The sequence below is a fragment of the Aquabacterium sp. T101 genome, from assembly GCF_057219775.1.
The window spans coordinates 528,473-550,751 of record NZ_JBXVVZ010000001.1; the positions used below are offsets into that span (position 1 = coordinate 528,473).

A 22,279-nucleotide genomic window follows, 5' to 3' on the forward strand; every position below is an offset into this window, starting at 1 on the left:
GCGTTCGGACACCGCACTGTACCGGCGGCGGCGTCCGGGGCGGACCTCCGGCCCTTGAGGGCCTGGATCGCCCGGGGTGATGCACGCCCCTGGGGCCGCCACCCGCAGGGGGATGGTGCGGTGCAGCGTGCCGGATCGAAGCCCAGGCGATTCCCGATGTCCGCTGGCGTGCCGGCAGCCTAAACTCGGTGCACAAGACACTCGAAAGGAGACACCATGACCGGTCCTTCGAAGGCGGCGGCACTGCTGTTCGCTGCACTCGGCCTTGCATCGGGCTCTGCGTCGGCACAGGACACCTGCCCGAACCGCGGCGACCTCGACCCGATCTACTGCGACGCCAACCGCGACCTGCTGGCCGACACGCCCAGCGACGCAGCGCGGCAGAAGAACCCGTCCACGCTCGTGTTCACGTACACCCCCGTGGAAGACCCGGCCAAGTACGAGAACACCTTCAAGCCCTTCACCGACTACCTGGCGCAGTGCACCGGCAAGCGCGTGGTGTTCTTCCAGGTGCAGAACAACGCGGCCCAGATCGAGGCGCTGCGTTCCGGCCGGCTGCACGTGGGCGGCTTCTCCACCGGGCCGACCGTGTTTGCGGTGAACAAGGCCGGCGCGATCCCGTTTGCCGTCAAGGGCGACGCCAAGGGCTATCAGGGCTACAACCTGATCACGATCGTCAAGGCCTCGAGCCCGTTCCAGAAGCCGGCGGACCTGAAGGGCAAGAAGGTCGCGCACACCTCGCCGTCGAGCAACTCGGGTCACCTGGCGCCGCTGGCGCTGTTGCCGGCGCAGGGGCTGGCGCCGGGCAAGGACTACGAGGTGCGCTTCTCGGGCAAGCACGACCAGAGCGTGCTCGGCGTGGGCAGCGGCGACTACGACGCCGCGCATGTGGCCAGCGACGTCTTCGAGCGCATGGCCGACCGCGGCCAGATCAAGGAGGCGGACTTCCGCGTCATCTACCGCAGCCAGCGCTTCCCGACCAGTTCCTTCGCCTACGCCCACGATCTGGCGCCCGCACTGGCGCAGCAGATCGTCAAGTGCTTCAGCGACTTCCGCTATCCCGACTCGATGAAGAAGGACTTCGACGGCGCCGACCGCTTCGTGCCGATCTCCTACCAGAAGGAGTGGGCGGTCGTGCGCGAGGTCGACAAGGTCGCGGCCGAACAGCAGAAGAAGTAGGCGAGCGGCCGTCGTGACCGCCCGCCTGGAGCTTGCCGGGCTCGCCAAGGCGTACCAGCCCGGCAAGCTGGTGCTGCGAGGCATCGACCTCGCATTCGAAGGTGCCGCGCTGACCGCCATCATCGGCGCGAGCGGCACCGGCAAGAGCACGCTGATCCGCTGCATCAACCGGCTCGTCGAACCGAGCGCCGGCGCGGTGCGGCTCGATGGCGTCGACCTGACGCGCCTGTCGGGCGCCGCCCTGCGCAACGCGCGCTCGCGCATCGGCATGGTGTTCCAGGAGTACAACCTGGTCGAGCGCCTGACGGTGATGGAGAACCTGCTCACCGGCGTCCTCGGGCGCACCAGCGCCTGGAACGCATGGCGGCGCAAGTTCGAGGCCGCCGATCTGGCCCACGCCTGGGCCCTGCTCGAGCGCGTGGGCCTGCAGGAGCATGCGAACAAGCGCGCCGACGCGCTCTCCGGCGGCCAGCGCCAGCGCGTGGGCATCGCGCGGGCGGTGATGCAGAACCCGGCGGTGCTGCTGGCCGACGAGCCCACGAGCTCGCTCGACCCGAAGACCTCGGTCGAGATCATGGAGCTGCTCAAGGGCGTCGCGCAGCGCGAACGCATCCCGGTGATCGTCAACATGCACGACGTGGAACTGGCGCGGCGCTTCGCCGACCGCATCGTCGGCATGGCCGAAGGCGTGGTCGTCTACGACGGGGACGCCGCTGGTCTCAGCGACGACGTGCTGCGCCGCATCTACGGCGGCGCGAGCTGGCTCACGTGAACTCGCCCGATCCGATACCGCCTCCCGAGGTGCGGCCCTTCACGATGGGCCGCGCCGAGCGCTTCGGCTGGATCGTCGTGGCGCTGCTGGCCGTCTGGGCGGCAAGCCGCATCGACCCGTCCTGGGCGCGCTTCGTCACCGGCCTGGACAACGCGGCGCGATTCTTCGACCGCATGCTGCCGCCCATCTTCACGCCGGAGCGGGAGCTGATCAAGGGCCTGCTCGAGAGCCTGCAGATCGCGGTGCTGTCGACGGCGCTCGGCCTCGCCCTGGCGCTGCCGCTGGGCCTGCTGGCCGCGCGCAACCTGATGCCGGGCTGGGTCAGCTGGACGGCTCGCTTCGTCATCACCGTGTGCCGCACCTTCCACCCGGTGATCGTGGCGATCGTGTTCGTCAAGGCGGTGGGCTTCGGCGCGCTGGCCGGCATCTTCGCGCTGACGGTGGCCAGCATTGGCTTCGTCGGCAAGCTCTTCGCCGAGGCCATCGAGGAGATCTCGATGAAGCCCATCGAGGCGCTGCGGGCCACCGGGGCGGGTTTCGCCAACGTGCTGATCTTCGCCGTCGTGCCGCAGGTGCTGTACCGCTTCATCGGCTTCATGGCCTACCTGGCCGACTCGAACCTGCGCAACTCGGCCATCGTCGGCCTGGTCGGCGCCGGAGGCATCGGCGGCACGCTGTTCGCGGCCTTCCAGCGGTTCGACTACGACTACGTGCTCGGCATCCTGCTTTGCATCATCGCGCTGATCATGGCGGGCGAAGGCCTGCAGCTGGCGGTGAAGAAGGTCTTCCGGCAGTGAACACCGCGACGCCCCCCGGTCAGACGCCAGGGACCTGGCTGCGCTTCACGCCGGCCGAACGGCTGGCGCGCTTTGCCGTCTATTTCGCCTGCGTGGCGGCCATCGTCGCGTCGCTGCGCACGGTGGACGTGATCCCCGAGTTCCTCTACGACTCGCCCGCGCAGGTACAGGACCTGTTCGTGCGGATGTGGCCGGTGGACTGGGCCTTCTACGTCACGCCGCGCAACACCGGCGCGCAGACCGTGCACGGCGCGCTCGTCGACACGCTGGCGATCGCGCTGCTGGGCACACTGCTCGGCCTGCTGCTGGCGCTGCCCTTCGGCTTCGCGGCGGCCCGCAACATCGTGCGCGTGGCCTGGATCAACTGGCTGGCGCGGCTGGTGCTCGTGGCCACGCGCTCGACCTCGACGCTGCTGTGGGCCCTGTTCTTCGTCGCCGTGTTCGGACCCGGCTCGCTGGCCGGCACCTGTGCCATCGCCTTCCGCTCGATCGGCTTCGTTGGCAAGCTGCTGTCCGAAGCCATCGAGGAGAGCCATCCGGGCACGATCGAGGCGCTCACCGCCACCGGGGCCTCGTGGGTCAGCCGGGTGCTGTACGGCTACTGGCCGCAGATCAAGCCGGCCTTCGTGGCGATCGCGATGTTCCGCTGGGACATCAACGTGCGCGAGTCGTCGGTGCTCGGCCTCGTCGGCGCCGGCGGCATCGGCATGGCCATGAACGCCGCCATCGACACCTTCGAGTGGCAGCGCGTGGCGCTGATCCTGCTCGTGATCTTCGCCGTCGTCGTGGTGTCCGAGATCGCAGTGACGCAGCTGCGCAAGCGCGTCATCTGACCGTCACCGGCGCTCCGGCACCTCGACGGGCGCGATCGTCGGGCGCGAGCCGGGCCCCGATGACAACGGCCCCTCACCTTGCGATGAGGGGCCGCTGGAAGGGCTGGGCCCGGTGTTACCTGGGGTGGCTGATGGGACTCGAACCCACGACGACCAGAATCACAATCTGGGACTCTACCAACTGAGCTACAGCCACCGTAGAGAGGCCGCGATTATAGCGGCCGGCCCACGGAGCGCACCGCTCAGTTGGCCGCAGCGGCTGACGCGGCGGCGGCCGGCGCGTCGATCGACACCTTGAAGCGGCGCTCCAGCGCCTTGTAGTAGGCCTGGGCCTCGGCCGCGGCCCAGGCTTCGGCCACGCGTGGCAGCAGCTGCGCCACTTCCGGCGCGTCGGGCGCGGGCGCCTTCACGGCCGTGACCCGGGCCAGCGCGTAGCCGGCGTCGCCCAGGTCCACGCCCACCCACTGCGGCAGCTTGGTCGAGTCGACGCGCAGCACGGCGTCCAGCACCTCGCGCGGCTGGCCCTGCGGATTGCCGCGCGACATCGACACCGCCGCCGGCAGACCGGCCGTCGAGTCGCTCTTCTGCAGCTCGGCCAGCTTGGCCTGGCCCGCCTTGCGTGCCTTGTCGGCCGCCTGGCGCGCCAGCACGCGCTCGCGCACCTGCGCCTGCACCTCGGCCAGCGTCTGCAGCCGCGACGGCTGGTGCTCCACCACGCGCGCCGCGGCGAGCTGGTTCGGACCGATCTCCACGGTTTCGGTGTTGAGCTTGCTCTTGAGCGACTCGCTGGTGAACAGGGCTTCCAGCAGCTTCGGCGACGCCAGCGCGCCCGTGGCCCCCGGCACCGGCGTGCGCTGCACGGTGGCTGTCTGCACCTTGAGCTTGAGCTTGTCGGCCGCCGGCGCCAGGCTGTCGCTCTGGGCGTTGACGGTGTTGGAGAACAGATCCGCCGCAGCGGCGAACTCGCGCGCGGCCAGCTGCTTGCGCACCTCGGCCTCGATCTCGGCGCGCACCTGCTCGAACGGCTTCTTCTGGCCGCCGCGAACCGCGTCGAGCTTGATGACGTGGTAGCCGAACTCGCTTTCGACCACGTTGCTGATCTCGCCGACCTTCATCGCGAAGATGGCGTCTTCCTGGGCCTTGGCCGCGAAGGCGCCGCGGCCGTTGAACTCCAGGTCGCCCCCCTGCGGCGCCGACAGCGTGTCGTCGGAGTTCTTGCGCGCCAGTTCGGCAAAGCCGGCCGGGTTCTTGCGCGCCTGCTCCAGCAACTGCTCGGCCTTGGCCTTGGCCTTGGCGCGCTGGTCGGCCGGCGCGTCCTTGGCCGCGGCCACCAGGATGTGCGCCGCGCGACGCTCCTCGGCGGTGGTGTAGCGCGACACGTTCTCGTCGTAGAACTTGCGCAGTTCCGGCTCCGGCACCGCCACGCCCTGTTCGAGCGCCTTCGCATCCAGCACGACGTACTCGATGCGGGCCTGCTCCACGGTGCGGAACTCGTTGGCATGTTCCTTGTGGTACGCCGCCAGCTCCTCGTCGGTCGGGGCGAGGCCGGCACGCTGGTCCTTGGCGTCGAAGCGAAGCACCTGCACCTCGCGCTGCTGCAGCAGGGCGTCCAGCGCCGAGCGCCCGGCGGCGGCCACGTTCAGGCCGGTGTCCGACACGCCGGCCGTCACCTGACGCAGCGAGATCTCCTGGCGCAGGCTGGCCTCGAAGCTTTCGGCCGAGCGCCCCTGCGACTCGACCATCACCTTGTAGGCCGCCACGTCGAACGTGCCGTCCGGGCGCTTCAGCGCGGCCAGTTGCGGAATGCTCTGCAGCTCGCGCATCAGGCGCTCGTCGCTCACCGACAGATGCCCGCGCATCGCGGCGGCGAACAGCACGCGCTCGCGCACCAGTTGCTCCAGCGTGGTGCGGCGCAGTTCGGGCGAGTCGAGCAGCTTCGGGTCCAGCCCGGGCATGCGGGCGCGCGCCTGCTCCACCTGACGCCGATGCTCGGCGTCCCACTCGGCCTGCGTGATCTTGTGGCCGTCGACGCGCGCCACCGGTGCGGTGCCGGCGTCGCGGAACTGGCTGTAGCCCTCCACACCGAAGAACACGAACGACGGAAAGATCAGCAGCACGAGCACGAAGAACAGCAATCGGTTGTGCGTGCGGACGAACTCGAACATGTACGGACCTCGGCTGTCAGGCAGGCGATCGCGCGGGCGATCTCAGAAAGGAGCGCGGCCGCTCGAAGCGGCCGCGGTCATTCGGGCCCGGCATTCTAGCCGAGCGTCCGCACGGGAAATTGGTGGGTGCTGACGGTCTCGAACCGCCGACCTACGCCTTGTAAGGGCGCCGCTCTACCAACTGAGCTAAGCACCCGGTGCGGCCCGGGCAGAGCCGTCAGAGGGCGTCCTTGAGCGCCTTGCCCGGACGGAACTTGGGCACCTTGGCCGCCTTGATCTTGATGGCCGCGCCGGTGCGGGGGTTGCGACCGCTGCGCGCTGCGCGCTTGCTCACCGCGAAGGTGCCGAAGCCGACCAGGGACACACTGCCACCCTTCTTCAGGCTGCCCTTCACGCCGCCGATGAACGCCTCCAGGGCCCGCGTCGCCGCGGCCTTGGAGATGTCGGCCTGCTTGGCGATGTGATCGATCATTTCCGTCTTGTTCACGTGGGGTCCCCTCAAACGGATTGCTGTGGCGCCGTGGCGCGGAGTTGTGTTCGGGTTCGGCGGTCGCGGTGGCGGCTCACACCATGCACCGGATCATTACAGCCGCGCCGCCCCCGCGATGTCAAGGCGGCGCACCCGGTGTGCGAGGGGCGGATTCTAGGCGTTGCCGACGCGGCCGCGCCGGCAGGTGTCAACGGCCGCTGACGTCGAAGAAGGCCCGCGCCTCGGCCAGCAGCGCCTCGGGCAGTTCCTCGGCGATGTAGTGGCCACAGGGCAGCGCACGGCCGCTCACGTCGTCGGCCACGGCGCGCCACAGCGCCATGGTGTCGAAGCATTGCTCCACCACGCCCAGGGCACCCCACAGCACCCGCAGCGGCTGCCGCACGCGACGGCCCGCCGCACGGTCGGCCCGGTCATGCTCGAGATCGATCGTGGCCGACGCCCGATAGTCCTCGCACACGGCCGCCGCGCTGCCCGGCAGCGCGAGACAACGCTCGTACTCGGCCAGCGCCTGCGGCGTGAACGGCACCAGCCCGGCGGGGCGCGTGCCCATGCCTTCGCGCACCCAGGCTGCCGGGTCGGCCTCGATGGCACGTTCGGGCGTCGGAGCCGGCTGGATCAGGAAGAACCAGTGCCAGTACGCCCGCGCGAAGGCCTCGGTGGTGCCCTCGTACATCGCCAGCGTGGGCGCGATGTCCAGCAGCATCGCGCGCGTCACCACCTTCGGATGGTCGAGCGCCAGGCGGTGCGCGACGCGCGCGCCGCGGTCGTGCGCGCACACCGCAAATCGCTCGTGACCGAAGTGCCGCATCACGGCCAGGGCGTCGGTGGCCATCGCGCGCTTGCTGTAGGCCGCGTGGTCGGCACTGGCCGGCAGGCGTGACGAGTCGCCGCGGCCGCGCAGGTCCATCAGCACGACTTCATGCGTCTCGGCCAGCGCGGGCGCCACGCGGTGCCACATCACCATCGTCTGCGGGTGCCCGTGCAGCAGCAGCAGCGGCGCGCCGCTGCCGCGGCGGCGCACGCGCAGGCGCACGCCATCGTGCATGACGTCTTCGGTGGAGAAGCCTTCCAGCATGGCCAGGATTATCCGCTGCGCACCACGAGCGCCACGCCCACGGCGGTGAGCGCCACGCCGGCCAGCACCTGAGCCGACAGCGGCTCGCCGAACAGCAGCCACGCCAGCACCGCCGTGCAGGGCGGCACCATGTACAGCAGGCTGGTCACCTTGGCCGCCGCGCCGCGCTGGATCAGCAGGTACAGCATCGAGCTGCCGCCCAGCGTCAGCACCAGCACCGACCACGCCATGGCCCCGACCAGCTCGGGATGCATCCGCCACGCGCCAGCCTCCAGCCACGCCAGCGGCGCGGTCACCGCCAGCGCCGCGGCCAGTTGCACCGCGTTGGCCGTGCGCACATCGCAGGGTTCGACGAAGCGCTTCTGGTACAGCGTACCGGCCGTGATCGACAGCAGCGCGAACACGCCCAGCGCGAAGTTGTGGCCGGTGACCTCGCCGATGCCGAGCTTGTGGCCGACCACCAGCACCAGGCCACCCAGGCCCAGCAGCAGGCCCAGCCACTGCCGCGGCGCGATCGCCCGCGCACCGCCCACGGCCGACAGCCACAGGGCCGTCAGCACCGGTTGCAATCCCACGATCAGGGCCACCGTGCCGGCACCAAGGCCCGACTTCACCGCGGCCCAGACGCCGCCGAGGTAGCCCGCATGCATCAGCACGCCGCTCACGGCGAGATGGCCCCACTGCGTGCGCCCGGCCGGCCACGCCGCCCTGGACAGCGCGATCCACAGGCCGAAGGCCAGCACCGACAGCGCATATCGAACGGCCAGGAAGCCCATCGGCGGCGCATGCGGCATGCCGTAGCGCGCCACCACGAAGCCGGTGCTCCAGACCAGCACGAACACCGCCGGCATCGCGGCCAGCATCGTGTCGCGCCGGTCCCGCTGTGCCGTGTTCATCGCGCCTTGGCGCGGATCTCCGGCAGCGCTTTCTGCAGGTAGTACACCATCGACCACACGGTCAGCACGGCCGCCACCCAGATCAGCACCGTGCCCCACAGCCGCGTGTCGATCACGCCGAACAGCGCGCCGTCGAAGAGAAGGAACGGGATCGCGACCATCTGCGTGGCCGTCTTCACCTTGCCCAGCATGTGCACCGCCACGCTGCGGCTGGCGCCGATCTGCGCCATCCATTCGCGCAGCGCGGAGATGGCGATCTCGCGGCCGATGATCACGAAGGCCACCAGCGCGCCCACGCGACCCAGGTGCAGCAGGATCAGCAGCGCGGCGCAGATCAGGAACTTGTCGGCCACCGGGTCGAGGAAGGCGCCGAAGGACGAGGTCTGGTTCAGGCGCCGGGCCAGCCAGCCGTCGGCCCAGTCGGTCAGCGCCACCGCCACGAACAGCACGGTGGCCGTGAGGTTGCGGGTGGCCGGTTCCGCGGGCAGGTAGAAGATGCCGATGATGAGCGGGATGGCGACGATTCGCGCCCAGGTCAGCAGCGTCGGCAGGTTGAAGAACATGGCCCGATCGTAGCCGCAGACGACGGGCCCACGCCGGCCTGCGGCCTTGCCGCTACAGGTCGAGCACGCGCGGCTTGAAGCGCCGGTCGTCGCGGAACAGGAACACCTCGCTGAACTTCCACGGCCGCGGCAGGTGCGACACGTCGCCGAAGGGCGCCGCGCGGTACACCGCGTCCACCGCCAGCTTGACGGTGTCGGTGGCCTGGCTGGGCGTGCGCTGCACGGTCACGCGGCGCACGCTGCCGTCGCCGTTGAGCTCGACCTCCAGCACCGGGATCGCCAGCAGCGGCTCGGGCACGGCGCCGGTGTAGGTGCCGCCCGGGTTGGCCGCCACCAGCCGCCGTCCCGCGTGGAGGCGGAAGTCGTCCCAGTTACGAAAGCGCGCCGAGGTGTCGGGCGGCAGGGCCGGCTTGGCGGTCGACGTGACCACCGGGCCGGGGGACGTGTTGAAGATGGTGGAAGGGCCGGGCATCGAGCCGCATCCTGCCACGAATGCGCCCGCCCCCAGCAACAGGCCGACGCGCCGGCGGGGGGCATCGATCGGCGGCACGCCGGGCAGCGGGTGGTCAGTGAAGCGCACGGTAGATCTCCTCGGCCAGCGGTCTGGAGATGCCGTCGACGCTGGCCAGGTCGTCGACGCTCGCATGGGTGACGCCGCGCACGCCGCCGAACCGCTGCAGCAGGCGCGCGCGCTTCTTCGGGCCGACGCCCGGGATGTCCTCGAGGCGGCTGCCTCCGGTGCGCACGCTGGCGCGGCGCGCGCGCATGCCGGTGATGGCGAAGCGGTGCGCCTCGTCGCGGATCTGCGCCACCAGCATCAGCGCGGCGGAGTCCGGCGGCAGGGTCACCTTGGCACGGCCGTCGGCGAACACCAGTTCCTCCAGGCCCACCTTGCGCCCTTCGCCCTTCTCGACGCCAACGATCAGCGACAGGTCCAGGCCGAGCTCGGCGAACACCTCGCGCGCCATCGCCACCTGGCCGCGGCCGCCGTCCACCAGCACCAGGTCGGGCAGGCGCACGTTGTCGCCGCCGGCCGCCAGCGCCTCGGCCAGCTTGGCATAGCGGCGCGTGAGCACCTGGCGCATGGCGGCGTAGTCGTCGCCGCCGGTGATGCCGTCGATGTTGTAGCGGCGGTACTGGGCCGATGCCATCTGGTGGTTCTCGAACACCACGCAGCTTGCCTGCGTCGCCTCGCCCGCGGTGTGGCTGATGTCGAAACATTCGATGCGCAGCGTATCCAGGTCGGGCACCTCCAGGCCCAGCACCTCGGCCAGCGCGCGCGTGCGCTCGCGCTGCGACCCCTCTTCCGCCAGCAGCCGCGCCAGCGCCAGCTCGGCGCCGTTGGCCGCCATCTCGAGCCAGATCCGGCGCTGCTCGCGCGGCTGGTGCTGGGCCGCCACCTTGACGCCGCTGTGCTGCGCCAGCGCCTGCAGCAGGGCCGGGTCGACGGGATGGCTGGTCACGAGCTGGGGCGGCACGAAGCCGTCGAGGTAGTGCTGCGCGATGAAGGCTTCCAGCACCGCCACCTCGGGCGCCTTGCCGTCGTCGGCGCCCTGCCAGGCCGAGCCGTCGTCGACATGGGCCGGGAAGTAGGCGCGGTCGCCCAGGTGGCGCCCGCCGCGCACCATGGCCAGGTTGACGCAGGCCCGGCCGCCGCCCACGCGCACGGCCAGCACGTCCACGTCCTTGGTCTGGGCGCCCAGGCTGCTCTCGTCCACCGACTGCTGGTGCAGCACGCGCGACAGCGACCCGATCTGGTCGCGCACGGCGGCGGCCTGCTCGTACTGCAGCGCCTCGGCGTGACCCATCATGCGCTGCTGCAGGTCGTCGAGCACGGCCTGCGTGTCGCCGCGCAGGAAGCGTTCGGTGTCGGCCACGTCGCGCGCATAGGCGGCCTCGTCCACCAGGCCGACGCAGGGGCCCGAGCAGCGGCGGATCTGGTACAGCAGGCAGGGGCGCGAGCGGTTCGCGAACACCGTGTCCTCGCAGGTGCGCAGCCGGAACACCTTCTGGATCAGCTGGATCGATTCCTTCACCGCCCAGGCGCTCGGGTAGGGCCCGAAGTAGCGATGCTTCTTGTCGACCGACCCCCGGTAGTAGGCGACGCGCGGCCACGGGCCGGACACCAGCTTCAGGTACGGATAGGTCTTGTCGTCGCGGAACAGGATGTTGAACTTGGGGTTCAACGCCTTGATGAGGTTGTTCTCCAGCAGCAGCGCCTCGGCCTCGCTGCGCACCACCGTGGTCTCCAGGCGGGCGATGCGGCCCACCATCAGCCCGATGCGCGTGCCGCCGTGGTCCTTCTGGAAGTAGCTCGCCACGCGCTTGCGCAGGCTGCGCGCCTTGCCCACGTAGAGCACCGCCCCGGCCTCGTCGAGGAAGCGGTAGACGCCCGGGCGCAGCGGCAGTGCGGCCACTTCGGCCAGCAGGCGGTCGCGGGTGGGCTCGGGCGCGGTCATCGACGCCGATTATCGATGTCGATAATCGGCCGATGCAGTGGGACGTGTTCTGCCGGGTCATCGACAACCACGGCGACCTGGGGGTGTGCTGGCGCCTGGCCGCCGACCTCGCGTCGCGCGGCGAACGGGTGCGGCTGTGGGTCGACGATCCGCTGGCGCTGGCGTGGATGGCGCCGTCCGGGGCCCCGGGGGTCACGGTGATCCGCTGGCAGGAGCCGTTGCCCGACCTGGAACCCGGCGACGTGGTGGTGGAAGCCTTCGGCTGCGACCCGCCACCGCGGTTCCTCGCCCGCATCGCGCAGCGCCGGCCGGTGTGGATCAACCTGGAGTACCTGAGCGCGGAGCCGTACGTGGAGCGCAGCCATGGCCTGCCTTCGCCCCGGCCCGAGGGCACGAAGTGGTTCTTCTACCCCGGCTTCAGCGCGGCCACCGGCGGCCTGCTGCGCGAGCCGTCCTGGGCCGGCGCGGCGGCCGACCCGCCGTGGCATCAACTCGACGTGGAGCCCCGACCCGGCGAACGCTGCGTGAGCCTGTTCGCCTATGCCGACGCGCCGCTGGCCGAACTGTTCGACCGCCTCGACGACCGGCCGACGCTGCTGCTGCTGGCCGCCGGCGCCAGCCAGGCGCCGGCGCTGGCGGCACTGCGCGGCCGGCCGCAGCGCCACCTGCGCGCCGCCGCCCTGCCCTGGCTCACGCAGCCCGACTACGACCGGCTGCTGCACGCCTGCGACCTGAACTTCGCCCGCGGCGAGGACTCGATCGTGCGCGCCATGTGGGCCGGCGCGCCCTTCGTCTGGCACATCTACCGGCAGGACGACGGCGCGCACGCGGCCAAGCTCGACGCCCTGCTCGACCGGATGCACGCCGCGGCGGACGTGAGGGCGCTGTGGCACGCCTGGAACCGGCTCGGCCCGTGGCCGGCGGCGCTGCCGGCCGAGGGCCCCTGGCGCGACGCCTGCCGCGCCTGGCGCACCGGGCTGCTGGCCCACGGGGACCTCACCACCCGGCTGCTTCAATTTGTCGCAGCGAAACGGTAGAATCGCGGGCTTCGCGCCGGCCGGCCTGGCCCGCGCCACCGATCACCCCCAACCAGATTCCAGCCATGAAACTCGCCCAGGAAATCCGCGCCGGCAACGTCATCATGCAGGGCAAGGACCCGATGGTCGTCCTGAAGACCGAATACAGCCGCGGCGGCCGCAATGCCGCCACCGTGCGCATGAAGATGAAGAACCTGCTCAACGGCGGCGGCGCCGAAGTGGTGTTCAAGGCCGACGACAAGATGGACCCCATCGTGCTCGACAAGAAGGAGTGCACCTACACCTACTTCGCCGACCCGATGTACGTCTTCATGGACGGCGAGTACAACCAGTTCGAGGTCGAGGCCGAGAACATGGGCGACGCGATCCAGTACCTCGAGGACAACATGCCCGTCGAAGTGGTGTTCTACGACGGCAAGGCGATTTCGGTCGAGATGCCCACCACCGTGGTGCGCGAGATCTCCACCGAGCCGGCCGTCAAGGGCGACACCTCGGGCAAGGTCATGAAGCCGGCCAAGCTGGTGGGCACCGGGTTCGAGATCTCCGTGCCGCTGTTCGTCGAGAACGGCGACAAGATCGAGATCGACACCCGCACGCACGAGTACCGCAAGCGCGTCTGACCCGCGCCGCCTGCCGTTGACAGGGCGCCTGCGGGCGCCCTTGTCGTTTCCGGCGTCGGGCGCCCCGAAGTCGATGCGGGCCCGGCCCGCCCCTCAGACGATGTAGGCCGCCACGAAGGCGCCCACCATCACGAAGGTCAGTGCCAGCTTGACGGCGGTGCCGATCATCATGCCCAGCCACGTGGCCAGGCCCACCGTCAGCGCGCGCTGGCCGTCGCCGGTGAGCGAGGCCTCGGGGCGCGGCTGGCGACTCAGTGCCCACCACTCGCCGGCCATCGCGCCCAGCAGCGGCATGAAGAGCAGGCCGACGAAGCCGGTGAACACGCCGGCCACCGTGCCCAGCGCCGCGCCGGCCAGCGCGAAGCCGCTGGCGCGGACACGGCGCGCCCCGAGCATCGCCGCCACGTAGTCGGTGGCCCAGGCCATGGCGGCCAGCACGGCACACACCGCCACCAGCCAGACCGGCACGCGGGTGAAGTCGTCGAGCCAGGCGCCCCAGACGATGCCGCCCAGCACCATCACGGTGCCCGGCAGCGCCGGCAGCACCGTGCCGGCGATGCCCACGACGATCAACGTGACGACGCCGGCCCAGGCCAGCCATTGGGGATCGAACGACAAGGCAAACTCCAGGAAGGCGCAGTGACGGCAGCGGCGGACCGCGCCCCGCAGGCCGCCAGCCCCATGATGCCGGCGGATCGCCCGCCTTCAAGTTCTCCGATGCGATGAGTTTCGATTTCGACGCCGCCGTACAGGCGCCCTTCCGCATGCAGCCCGGCCTGCGCCGCCTGGCCGCGGGCGCGCGCCAGCTCACGCCGCTGGCCGCAGGCTCGCGCCATCAGCGCGAGAAGCTCGCCGTGCTGTCGGCCTGGCCGACCCGTGCGATGGCGCAGCGCGAGGGCTTCGACCCCTCCGCGCCCCTGCATGCCCTGCTGGCCCACGCCGCCGTCGAACACCCCGACCATTTCCGCTGGGACGGCGAACGCGCGTCCGCGCCCGCCCTTGGCGTGGCCGTGGCCGGCGACCGCGTCGAGGTGCTGTCCGGCGGAAGCTTCGGCCTCGGCGACGAACTCTCGCGCTGCCTCGAAGCGCTGCCGGCGCCGTGGCGGCTGGCCGGCCTGGCCTGCCTCGCGTTCGCCGAGGACTTCGCCGCCATCGACGGCCACGACGCCACCATTCCCTGGATCGCCGCCTGCCTGCCGTCGCACTGGGCGCCGCAGGACAAGGTCGGGCGCCATTTCACCGAGGTGCACCAGCCGGTGGCCGACAACACGCTGCTCCTGCGCGCCAGCGAGGGCCTGATGCGCATGGTGTGCGGCGCCGACCGCTGGGAGCGTTTCGTCTGGACCGTGACGCGCCACCCACGGCTGCACGCGCACCCGGACAGCGTCGACCCCGCGCCCTGGCCGAGCGACGCGTTCGACGACGCGCGGGCCCCGCGCGCGTGGTGGCGCACCGAGCGCCAGACCTTCGTGCCGGTGGGCGACGGCCGGTTCGCGATGTTCACCATCGCGGTGGACACCGTGCCGCTGGCGCAGGCCATCGACACGCCGCGGCGGGCCTGCCAGCTGCACGACGCCGTGGCCTCGATGAGCGAGGCCGTGCTCGGCTACCGCAGCCTGCGCGACGTGCGCGAGCCGCTGCTGGCCTGGCTGCGCGCCCGCGCCGACGCATCCGACCCTGCGGCCCGGGCCGCAGGCGCATGAGAACCGCCCCCGTCGAGCCGGCCCGGGTCGACTTCGACACCGGCGACGGCGCGCCGTCCTCGCCGCTGTACGGCGACGTCTACCACCCACGCGAAGGCGCGGCGGCCCAGGCCGAGGGCGTGTTCCTCGCAGGCAACGGGCTGCCCGGGCGCTGGCGCGGCAACCCCCGCTTCACCGTCGTCGAGACCGGCTTCGGACTCGGCCACAACTTCCTGGCCACCTGGGCCGCGTGGCGCGCCGACCCGGACCGCTGCGCCCGCCTGCACTTCGTGTCGCTGGAAAAGCACCCGCTGCGCCGCGACGACCTGCAGCGGGCGCTGGCCCGGTCGCCCTGGCCCGAGCTGGCCCGGGCCCTGGTGCAAGCCTGGCCGGCCCTCACCCCCAACCTGCACGAGATCGACTTCGACGACGGCCGGGTGCGGCTGCTGCTGGGCTTCGGCGACGCCACCGCCCTGGCGCGCGAGCTGGTGGTGCATGCCGACGCCTTCTACCTCGACGGCTTCGCACCGGCGCGCAATGCGGCGATGTGGACCCCCGACCTGTTCAAGTCGCTGGCGCGGCTGGCCGCCCCGGGCGCCACCGCGGCCACCTGGAGCGCGGCGCGCGTCGTGCGCGACGGCCTGACCGGGGCCGGGTTCGAGGTGCAGGCCGCTGCCGGCCCGGGCCGCAAGCGCGACATCACGCTGGCGCGCTACGCGCCGCGCTTCATGCCGCCACGGCCGCCGGGCCGGGCGTTGCCGGCGGTGGTGCCGGATCACGCCGTGATCGTCGGTGCCGGTCTGGCCGGGGCCGCCGCGGCCCGGGCCCTGACACGGGAGGGCCTCGCCTGCACCGTGCTCGACCGCGCCGACGCGCCGGCCACGGGGGCGTCGGGCAACCCGGCAGGGCTGTTCCATGGCGTGGTGGGCTTGGACGACGGCCCGCATGCGCGCTGGCATCGCGCCGCGTCGTTCGTGGCGGCGCACTGGGTGCGCGACGCGGCGGGCCGCGGCGTGCCCGGAGCCGCCGACGGCCTGCTGCGGCTGGACGCGCCCGACGCCCTGGCGGCGATGCACGCCCTGCAGCAGGCCCAGGCGCTGCCGGCGGACTATGTCGAGGCGCTCGATGCGGCTGCCGCCAGCGCGCGGGCCGGCGTGCCCCTGGGCCGCCCGGCGTGGCACTTCGCGCAGGGCGGCTGGGCCGACCCGGCGGCGCTGGTGGCCGACGCACTGGCCGCACCGGCCGTGCACTGGGAGGGCCGGGCCGACGCGCGAGCGCTGCGGCGCGGCGACCACGGCTGGCAGGTGCTGGACGCGCAGGGCCGGATGCTGGCCGAGGCGCCGCTGGTGGTGCTGGCCGGCGCCCAGGACAGCCTCGCCCTCGCCGGCCTGCCCCCGGGCTGGTCACAGCGCGTGCGGGGCCAGGTGAGCTGGGCCGACGCGGCGGGCGTGGCCTCGCCGTTGCCGCGCCTGCCCGTCGCCAGTGGCCGCTACCTGATCGGCCGGCCCGACGGTGGCCTGCTGTTCGGGGCCACGCAGCAGCCGGGCGACGACGACCCGCACCTGCGCGACGACGACCACGAGGCGAACCGGGCCGGCGCGGCCGCGCTGCTGGCCGGCGGCCCCTTGCTGCAGGCCGGCGCACCGCTGCACGGTCGGGTCGGCTGGCGCCAGGTCACGCGCGACCGGCTGCCGATGGCCGGCGCCGTGCCCGACCTGTCGGCGCCGCTGCCGGCCCGGCGCGACGCGCCACGGCGGGTGCCGCGCACGCCGGGACTGTTCCTGCTGTGCGCGCTCGGCTCGCGCGGGCTGACGTCGTCCGGGCTGGCGGCCCGGCTGGTCGCAGCGCAGGCCACCGGCGCGCCCTGGCCGGTGGAAGCCGATCTCGCCGACGCGCTCGACCCGGCGCGCTTCGCCCTGCGCTGAGGGCGCTCAGTCGTAGTCGATGCGCTGCACGCCCTGGGCGGTGCCGAGCAGGCACACCCGCGCCCGGTGGCGGGCGAAGATGCCCACGGCCACCACGCCCGGCCACTGGTTGATCTCGGCTTCCAGCGCGAACGGGTCGGTGATCGACAGGCCGTGCACGTCCAGCAGCGGATGGCCGTTGTCGGTGACGACGCCGGCCCGCACCACCGCGCGGCCGCCGATCGCGGCGAAGCGCCGCACGACGCGCTCGCGCGCCATGTCGATCACCTCCACCGGCAGCGGGAAGCGGCCCAGCGTCGCCACCCGCTTGCTCTCGTCGGCGATGCAGACGAAGCGCTCGGCCAGGTCGGCCACGATCTTCTCGCGCGTGAGCGCCGCGCCGCCGCCCTTGATCATGCAGCCGCGCGGGTCGATCTCGTCGGCGCCGTCCACGTACACGGGCAGTTGCTGTACCTCGTTGGCGTCGAAGACGCGGATGCCCAGGGCCTGCATGCGCGCCGTGCTCTGCGCCGAGCTGGAGACGGCGCCGGCGATGCGGTCCTTCATGCCGGCCAGCGCGTCGATGAACTTGTTGACGGTGGAGCCGGTTCCCACCCCCACCACGCTGCCGGGCACGACGAAGTCGATCGCGGCACGGCCCACCTGGGCCTTGAGTTCGTCCTGGGTCAGCATGTGTCCTTGCGTCAGCGGGAGTGAAAGATCGTTTGCGACAATCGGTCACGAATTATGGCCCTCGTCCCCTACGCGCTGACCCGCCCCTTCCTGTTCGGCCTCGACGCCGAGCAGGCCCATGACCTGACGCTGGGCGCCATCGCCCACCTGCAGAACACCCCGGCGCAGGCGCTGTGGGCGCAGGCGCGCGTGGCCGACCCGGTGCAGGTGGCGGGGCTGAACTTCCCGAATCGCGTGGGCCTGGCCGCCGGGCTGGACAAGAACGGCCGCTGCATTGACGGCCTGGGTGCGATGGGCTTCGGCTTCATCGAGGTCGGCACCGTGACGCCCCTGCCGCAGCCGGGCAATCCCAAGCCGCGCATGTTCCGGGTCGTTCAGGCGCGGGCGCTGATCAACCGCCTGGGCTTCAACAACGACGGCCTCGACGCCTTCCTCGCCAACGTGCAGAAGGCCTCCACCTTCCGCGCCGGCGGCGGCGTGCTGGGCCTGAACATCGGCAAGAACGCGGCCACGCCGATCGACCGCGCCGCGGACGACTACCTCGCCGGCCTGCGCGCGGTGTACCCGCATGCCGACTACGTCACCATCAACATCTCCAGCCCCAACACGCAGAACCTGCGCTCACTGCAGAGCGACGAGCAGCTGCAGTGGCTGCTGCAGCTGCTGATGGAGCGGCGCGCCGAGATGGCGCGCGACTTCGGCCCGAAGCCGATCTTCGTCAAGATCGCGCCCGACCTCGACGAGGACCAGGTCAAGGTGATCGCCGCCACGCTCAAGCGGCACGGCATCGACGGCGTGATCGCCACCAACACCACGGTGGCGCGGCATCACGTGCACCAATTGCCCAACGGCCAGGAGACCGGCGGCCTGTCCGGCTCGCCGCTGCTGTCGGCCAGCAACCGGGTGATCCGCCTGCTGCGCGCCGAACTCGGCGGCGCCTACCCGATCATCGGCGTGGGCGGCGTGCTCGGTGCGGCCGACGCCCGCTCCAAGATCAAGGCGGGGGCGGACCTGGTGCAGGTCTACACCGGCCTGATCTACCGCGGCCCGGCCCTGGTGCCGGAGGTCGCGCGAGCCCTGCGCGAGACCTGAGCCTCGCCAAGCGGCCCGGGCGCGTGCATTGGTTCACGTGCCATGTGGATACCCGCAATGCACCCGCCCGTCGCGCGGGCAGCATCCGCCCCGACGACGCCCGCCCTTGCCTGAAACCCGTCGCGGGCGGCACTTCCGGAGCCCCACGATGATCGCCCGTCGCACCGCGACCCTTGCCCTGTGCACCCTCGCCCCGGCCCTGGCCGCCATATTGGCCGGCTGCGGATCGTCCGTGCCCGACACGCTGAAGATCGGCGTCGTCGTGGCCCAGAGCGGACCGTTCGCGCTGCGCGGCCAGGACCTGCTGCGCGGCGCGCAGATGGCCGCCGACGAACTCAACGGCGGCCCCTTCCGCATCGACGGCAAGGAGGTCAAGGTCGAGATCGTGCCCTTCGACGACAAGGGCGACGCGGACCTCGCGGTCACCGGCGCGCGCCAGCTGATCGACGGCGGCGCGGCGGCCCTGATCGGCCCGCTGAACACGCCGCAGGCGGTGAAGATGATCCCGGTCGTGTCCGAGACGGGCAAGCCGCACCTGTTCACCGCCACCGCGGCCAACCTGCACGGCCTGGGCAAGGGCAACACCTTCCGCCTGCTGGCCAACGACGACCTTCAGGCGCGGGCCGCCGCGTCGCTGGTGGCCGAGACGCTGCGGGCGCAGCGCGCGGCCGTCATCTACGAGAGCGGCGACTACGGCAAGGGCCTGAACGCGGTGTTCACGCAGGCCTATGCGAAGGACGGCCGCAGCATCGCGTTCGCGCAGGCGGTCGACGCCAAGGCCGAGGTCACGCCCGACATCGCGCAGCGCCTGAAGACCGAGAAGGCCGACGTGATCGTGCTGTTCTCGCGCGAGCCGCATCTCAAGGGCCTGTTCAAGGGCCTGCAGGAGGTGGGGCACACCAAGGTGACGGTGGTGGGCTCCAACGTCGTGCGCAACAAGAACGTGGCCGCGGCGCCGGTCCCCGTGGCGGCGCTGTACGCCACCGCCACCGCGATCGACCCGGAGGAGTTCCCCCCGGGCGCCAAGCTGGTGGGCGACTTCGAGCGCCGCTTCAAGGAGCGCCCGGTGTGGGGCGCCCACTACGCCTACGACGCCGTGTTCGCGGTGGCCGACGCGGCCGCGCGCAGCGGCTCGGTGGACCCCGCCAGGCTGGTGAAACACCTGAAGACGCAGGAGCCGCGCACGCGCGTGAACACGCAGATGAAGTTCGACGACAGCGGCGAGCAGCGCTACGCGTCGATCGCGGTCTACCGCGCCGACGCCGGCGTGTGGCGTCTGCAGATGCGCTCGTCGGTCTGGTAGCGGGCGCGACGCGCGGCCCGGGCCGCGCGCCGCTCAGTGCAGCGGCACGCCCGTCTTGGACTGCACTTCCTCGCGCGTGACGCCGGGCGCCAGCTCGACGAGCTGCAGGCCCTGCGGCGTCACGTCCATCACCGCCAGGTCGGTGATGATGCGGTGGATCACGCCCACGCCGGTCAGCGGCAGCGTGCACTGGGGCAGGATCTTCAGGTCGGTGGTGCCGTCCTTCTTCTTCGCCACGTGCTCCATCACGACGATGCAGCGCGGCACCCCGGCCACGAGGTCCATCGCGCCGCCCATGCCCTTGACCATCTTGCCCGGGATCATCCAGTTGGCCAGGTCACCCTTCTCGCTGACCTGCATCGCGCCCAGGATCGACAGGTTGATCTTGCCGCCGCGGATCATCGCGAAGCTCTCGTGGCTGCCGAAGATGCTCGAGCCCGGGATCGTGGTCACGGTCTGCTTGCCGGCGTTGATCAGGTCGGGGTCCACCTCGGCGTCAGTCGGGAACGGGCCGATGCCCATCATGCCGTTCTCGCTCTGCAGCCAGACCTCGATGTCCTTGGGCACGTAGTTGGCCACCAGCGTCGGGATGCCGATGCCGAGGTTCACGTAGTAGCCGTCCTTCAGTTCCTCGGCCGCCTTGGCGGCCATCTGCTCTTGGGTCCAGGGCATGGCGTGCTCCTTAAGCGGTGCGGATCGTGCGCTTCTCGATGCGCTTCTCGGGCGTCGGGTTATGCACGATGCGGTGCACGTAGATCCCGGGCAGGTGAATGTCGTCCGGGGCCAGTTCGCCGACCTCGACGATCTTCTCCACTTCCACGACGCAGACCTTGCCGGCCATCGCCGCGGCCGGGTTGAAGTTGCGCGCGGTCAGGCGGAAGCGCAGGTTGCCGGCCTTGTCGGCCACGTCGGCCTTGACCAGCGACACCGCGGGCGCCAGCGACCGCTCCATCACGTAGGTGCGGCCGTCGAACTCGCGCAGTTCCTTGCCCTCGGCCACGATGGTGCCCACGCCGGTGGCGGTGAAGAAGGCCGGGATGCCGGCGCCACCGGCGCGCAGCTTCTCGGCCAGCGTGCCCTGGGGCGTGAACTCCAGCCCCAGTTCGCCGGCGAGGTACTGGCGCTCGAACTCCTTGTTCTCGCCCACGTAGCTGGAGATCATCTTGCGGATCTGCCGGGTCTGCAGCAGCTTGCCCAGGCCGAAGTCGTCGACGCCGGCGTTGTTGGAGATGACGGTCAGGTCCTTCACGCCCGAGGCCACCAGGGCGTCGATCAGCGCCTCCGGGATGCCGCACAGGCCGAAGCCGCCGACGGCCATCAGCTGGCCGTCCTTCACGATGCCGTCGAGCGCGGCCTTCGCGCTCGGGAAGATCTTGTTCATGCGTCGGGTCTCCGTGGCCTGCCGATGCGGGGCGCGCAAGCGTACTACGTACCGAATTACGTAGGGCGTACGTAGAATTGATTAATGACCGAGCTGGACTTCCGCACCGCCTTCGACCAGGCCCCGATCGGGCTGGTGCTGTCGCGGGACCGGCTGATGGTGGCCTGCAACCAGGAGCTGCTGGCGATGTTCGGCGCGCAGCACGCGGCCCAGCTCACCGGCCGCAGCTTCGAGCTGCTCTACCCCACCCACGACGAGTTCGAGCGCACCGGCGAGCGCATCGCCGCCAGCCTCGACAAGCGCGGCCACTATGCCGACGAGCGCATCATGAAGCGGCTGTCGGGCGAGCTGTTCTGGTGCCACGTGTCGGGCCGCGCGCTGGACCGCAAGCGCCCCCATGCCGCCGGCATCTGGAGCTTCGAGGACCTGTCGGCGCGGCGTAAGGTGGCCACCGAGCTGACCGCGCGCGAGCGCGAGATCGCGGCGCTGCTGATCGAGGGCCTGACCAGCAAGCGCATCGGCCAGCGCCTTTCGATCAGCCCACGCACGGTGGACGTGTACCGCGCGCGGCTGATGCGCAAGTACGGCGCCCGCACCACGCCCGAGCTGGTGCACAAGCTGCTGGCAGGCTGACCCCCACCGCTGCCCCTTTGCCACGATCGGACCCCATGATCACCGTCCACCATCTCGAAAACTCGCGCTCGCAGCGCGTGCTGTGGCTGCTGGAGGAACTCGGCCTGCCCTACGAGGTGCAGCGCTACGAGCGCGACCCGAAGAGCTCGCTGGCCCCGGCGGCGCTGCGCCAGGTGCATCCGCTGGGCAAGTCGCCGGTGATCACCGACGGCCCGGTCACGGTGGCCGAGACCGGGGCCATCGTCGAGTACCTCGTCGACCAGGCCGGCGGCCGGCTGCGCCCGCGGCCCGGCACCGAGGCGCACCGCCGCTACACCTACTGGCTGCACTTCGCCGAGGGCTCGGCGATGCCGCCACTGGTGATGGCCCTGGTGTTCCGCCGCATCAAGTCGACCCCGATGCCGTTCTTCGCGAAGCCGATCGCCCGCGCCATCGCGGACAAGGTGCTGGGCAGCTTCGTGATGCCCAACATCGACAGCCAGCTCGCCTATATGGAGTCGGAACTGGCCACGCGGCCCTGGTTCGCCGGCAACGAGTTCAGCGCGGCCGACGTGATGATGAGCTTCCCGCTCGAGGCCGCCAGCGCCGGCACGGCCCTGGCCGCCCGCTGCCCGCGCGCCGCGGCCTGGCTGACACGCATCCATGACCGCCCGGCCTACCGGCGCGCCCTGGAACGCGGCGGGCCGTACAGCCTGAACGTCTGAG

23 protein-coding genes and 2 tRNA genes are annotated in these 22,279 nt (G+C 71.5%); 12 read left to right on the forward strand and 13 right to left on the reverse strand.

Features of this window, described 5'->3' with window-relative positions; all coding sequences use genetic code 11:
- Nucleotides 1-216: 216 nt before the first annotated feature.
- Genes phnD through phnE (AC2EAQ_RS02480) form a run of 4 tightly spaced genes read left to right on the forward strand, consistent with a single transcriptional unit; the run spans nucleotide 217 to nucleotide 3,581 of the window.
- The gene (gene phnD, locus AC2EAQ_RS02465; protein ID WP_484640126.1) at nucleotides 217-1,179 is read left to right on the forward strand and encodes a phosphate/phosphite/phosphonate ABC transporter substrate-binding protein; all 963 of its coding nucleotides are present in this window, start codon (nucleotides 217-219) and stop codon (nucleotides 1,177-1,179) included.
- A 13-nt stretch (nucleotides 1,180-1,192) separates the two neighbouring features.
- Nucleotides 1,193-1,951 carry a phosphonate ABC transporter ATP-binding protein gene (gene phnC, locus AC2EAQ_RS02470; protein WP_484640127.1) on the forward strand — a complete coding sequence of 253 codons (759 nt, stop codon included), beginning with the start codon at nucleotides 1,193-1,195 and terminating at the stop codon, nucleotides 1,949-1,951.
- A gap of 44 nt (nucleotides 1,952-1,995) precedes the next feature.
- Complete coding sequence (phnE, locus tag AC2EAQ_RS02475) at nucleotides 1,996-2,748, forward strand: phosphonate ABC transporter, permease protein PhnE (RefSeq protein ID WP_484641137.1); 753 nt, start codon at nucleotides 1,996-1,998, stop codon at nucleotides 2,746-2,748.
- Nucleotides 2,745-3,581, forward strand: a complete 837-nt coding sequence (phnE, locus tag AC2EAQ_RS02480) for a phosphonate ABC transporter, permease protein PhnE (protein ID WP_484640128.1) — start codon at nucleotides 2,745-2,747, stop codon at nucleotides 3,579-3,581. The genes phnE (AC2EAQ_RS02475) and phnE (AC2EAQ_RS02480) overlap by 4 nt, the downstream gene beginning before the upstream one ends.
- A gap of 120 nt (nucleotides 3,582-3,701) precedes the next feature.
- Here phnE (AC2EAQ_RS02480) and AC2EAQ_RS02485 read toward each other — a convergent pair.
- The 9 genes from AC2EAQ_RS02485 to uvrC all read right to left on the reverse strand — a co-directional run bounded on the left by AC2EAQ_RS02485 (nucleotide 3,702) and on the right by uvrC (nucleotide 11,229).
- Nucleotides 3,702-3,777 (reverse strand) — tRNA-His (locus tag AC2EAQ_RS02485).
- Nucleotides 3,778-3,823: 46 nt separating this feature from the next.
- A complete protein-coding gene (locus AC2EAQ_RS02490) occupies nucleotides 3,824-5,746 on the reverse strand; it encodes a SurA N-terminal domain-containing protein (protein WP_484640129.1) in 1,923 nt (640 codons plus the stop codon).
- 120 nt (nucleotides 5,747-5,866) lie between these two features.
- Nucleotides 5,867-5,942: transfer RNA gene (locus AC2EAQ_RS02495), tRNA-Val, on the reverse strand.
- Nucleotides 5,943-5,963: 21 nt separating this feature from the next.
- Complete coding sequence (locus AC2EAQ_RS02500; protein ID WP_484640131.1) at nucleotides 5,964-6,233, reverse strand: HU family DNA-binding protein; 270 nt, start codon at nucleotides 6,231-6,233, stop codon at nucleotides 5,964-5,966.
- A gap of 190 nt (nucleotides 6,234-6,423) precedes the next feature.
- Entirely contained in the window at nucleotides 6,424-7,311 is an 888-nt protein-coding gene (locus AC2EAQ_RS02505) for an alpha/beta fold hydrolase (protein ID WP_484640132.1), read from the reverse strand.
- Nucleotides 7,312-7,319: 8 nt separating this feature from the next.
- A complete protein-coding gene (locus AC2EAQ_RS02510; RefSeq protein WP_484640133.1) occupies nucleotides 7,320-8,207 on the reverse strand; it encodes a DMT family transporter in 888 nt (295 codons plus the stop codon).
- A complete protein-coding gene (gene pgsA, locus AC2EAQ_RS02515; RefSeq protein ID WP_484640134.1) occupies nucleotides 8,204-8,770 on the reverse strand; it encodes a CDP-diacylglycerol--glycerol-3-phosphate 3-phosphatidyltransferase in 567 nt (188 codons plus the stop codon). The genes AC2EAQ_RS02510 and pgsA overlap by 4 nt, the downstream gene beginning before the upstream one ends.
- Nucleotides 8,771-8,822: 52 nt before the next feature.
- Complete coding sequence (locus tag AC2EAQ_RS02520) at nucleotides 8,823-9,242, reverse strand: hypothetical protein (protein ID WP_484640135.1); 420 nt, start codon at nucleotides 9,240-9,242, stop codon at nucleotides 8,823-8,825.
- Nucleotides 9,243-9,336: 94 nt separating this feature from the next.
- On the reverse strand, nucleotides 9,337-11,229 hold the full coding sequence (uvrC, locus tag AC2EAQ_RS02525) for an excinuclease ABC subunit UvrC (protein WP_484640136.1): 1,893 nt from the start codon (nucleotides 11,227-11,229) through the stop codon (nucleotides 9,337-9,339).
- 32 nt (nucleotides 11,230-11,261) lie between these two features.
- Between uvrC and earP the strand changes: the two genes are divergently transcribed.
- Nucleotides 11,262-12,266, forward strand: coding sequence for an elongation factor P maturation arginine rhamnosyltransferase EarP (gene earP, locus AC2EAQ_RS02530; RefSeq protein WP_484640137.1), 1,005 nt, complete (start codon nucleotides 11,262-11,264; stop codon nucleotides 12,264-12,266).
- Between the two features lie 65 nt (nucleotides 12,267-12,331).
- A complete protein-coding gene (efp, locus tag AC2EAQ_RS02535) occupies nucleotides 12,332-12,886 on the forward strand; it encodes an elongation factor P (protein WP_484640138.1) in 555 nt (184 codons plus the stop codon).
- Nucleotides 12,887-12,979: 93 nt separating this feature from the next.
- Here efp and AC2EAQ_RS02540 read toward each other — a convergent pair whose 3' ends face one another.
- Nucleotides 12,980-13,504 (reverse strand): DUF456 domain-containing protein, encoded by a 525-nt coding sequence (locus AC2EAQ_RS02540; protein ID WP_484640140.1) that lies wholly within the window; start codon nucleotides 13,502-13,504, stop codon nucleotides 12,980-12,982.
- 104 nt (nucleotides 13,505-13,608) lie between these two features.
- Between AC2EAQ_RS02540 and AC2EAQ_RS02545 the strand changes: the two genes are divergently transcribed.
- Nucleotides 13,609-14,589, forward strand: coding sequence for a heme-dependent oxidative N-demethylase subunit alpha family protein (locus tag AC2EAQ_RS02545; RefSeq protein WP_484640141.1), 981 nt, complete (start codon nucleotides 13,609-13,611; stop codon nucleotides 14,587-14,589).
- Nucleotides 14,586-16,493, forward strand: coding sequence for a bifunctional tRNA (5-methylaminomethyl-2-thiouridine)(34)-methyltransferase MnmC2/FAD-dependent 5-carboxymethylaminomethyl-2-thiouridine(34) oxidoreductase MnmC1 (mnmC, locus tag AC2EAQ_RS02550; RefSeq protein WP_484640142.1), 1,908 nt, complete (start codon nucleotides 14,586-14,588; stop codon nucleotides 16,491-16,493). The genes AC2EAQ_RS02545 and mnmC overlap by 4 nt, the downstream gene beginning before the upstream one ends.
- A gap of 6 nt (nucleotides 16,494-16,499) precedes the next feature.
- Here mnmC and rpiA read toward each other — a convergent pair whose 3' ends face one another.
- The gene (gene rpiA, locus AC2EAQ_RS02555) at nucleotides 16,500-17,162 is read right to left on the reverse strand and encodes a ribose-5-phosphate isomerase RpiA (protein ID WP_484641138.1); all 663 of its coding nucleotides are present in this window, start codon (nucleotides 17,160-17,162) and stop codon (nucleotides 16,500-16,502) included.
- A 57-nt stretch (nucleotides 17,163-17,219) separates the two neighbouring features.
- Between rpiA and AC2EAQ_RS02560 the strand changes: the two genes are divergently transcribed.
- Nucleotides 17,220-18,257, forward strand: coding sequence for a quinone-dependent dihydroorotate dehydrogenase (locus AC2EAQ_RS02560; protein ID WP_484640143.1), 1,038 nt, complete (start codon nucleotides 17,220-17,222; stop codon nucleotides 18,255-18,257).
- Nucleotides 18,258-18,405: 148 nt separating this feature from the next.
- Nucleotides 18,406-19,560 (forward strand): branched-chain amino acid ABC transporter substrate-binding protein, encoded by a 1,155-nt coding sequence (locus AC2EAQ_RS02565; RefSeq protein ID WP_484640144.1) that lies wholly within the window; start codon nucleotides 18,406-18,408, stop codon nucleotides 19,558-19,560.
- Nucleotides 19,561-19,593: 33 nt separating this feature from the next.
- On the opposite strand, the gene AC2EAQ_RS02570 is transcribed toward AC2EAQ_RS02565, so the two are convergent.
- Together AC2EAQ_RS02570 and AC2EAQ_RS02575 are read right to left on the reverse strand one after the other, a co-directional pair.
- On the reverse strand, nucleotides 19,594-20,232 hold the full coding sequence (locus AC2EAQ_RS02570) for a 3-oxoacid CoA-transferase subunit B (RefSeq protein WP_484640145.1): 639 nt from the start codon (nucleotides 20,230-20,232) through the stop codon (nucleotides 19,594-19,596).
- A gap of 10 nt (nucleotides 20,233-20,242) precedes the next feature.
- Entirely contained in the window at nucleotides 20,243-20,941 is a 699-nt protein-coding gene (locus tag AC2EAQ_RS02575) for a CoA transferase subunit A (RefSeq protein ID WP_484640147.1), read from the reverse strand.
- An 84-nt stretch (nucleotides 20,942-21,025) separates the two neighbouring features.
- Here AC2EAQ_RS02575 and AC2EAQ_RS02580 point away from each other — a divergent pair, with 84 nt between their 5' ends.
- Both AC2EAQ_RS02580 and AC2EAQ_RS02585 read left to right on the forward strand, forming a co-directional pair.
- On the forward strand, nucleotides 21,026-21,574 hold the full coding sequence (locus AC2EAQ_RS02580) for a helix-turn-helix transcriptional regulator (RefSeq protein ID WP_484640148.1): 549 nt from the start codon (nucleotides 21,026-21,028) through the stop codon (nucleotides 21,572-21,574).
- A gap of 35 nt (nucleotides 21,575-21,609) precedes the next feature.
- Nucleotides 21,610-22,278 (forward strand): glutathione S-transferase, encoded by a 669-nt coding sequence (locus tag AC2EAQ_RS02585; protein ID WP_484640149.1) that lies wholly within the window; start codon nucleotides 21,610-21,612, stop codon nucleotides 22,276-22,278.
- The last annotated feature ends 1 nt before the right edge of the window (nucleotide 22,279 follow it).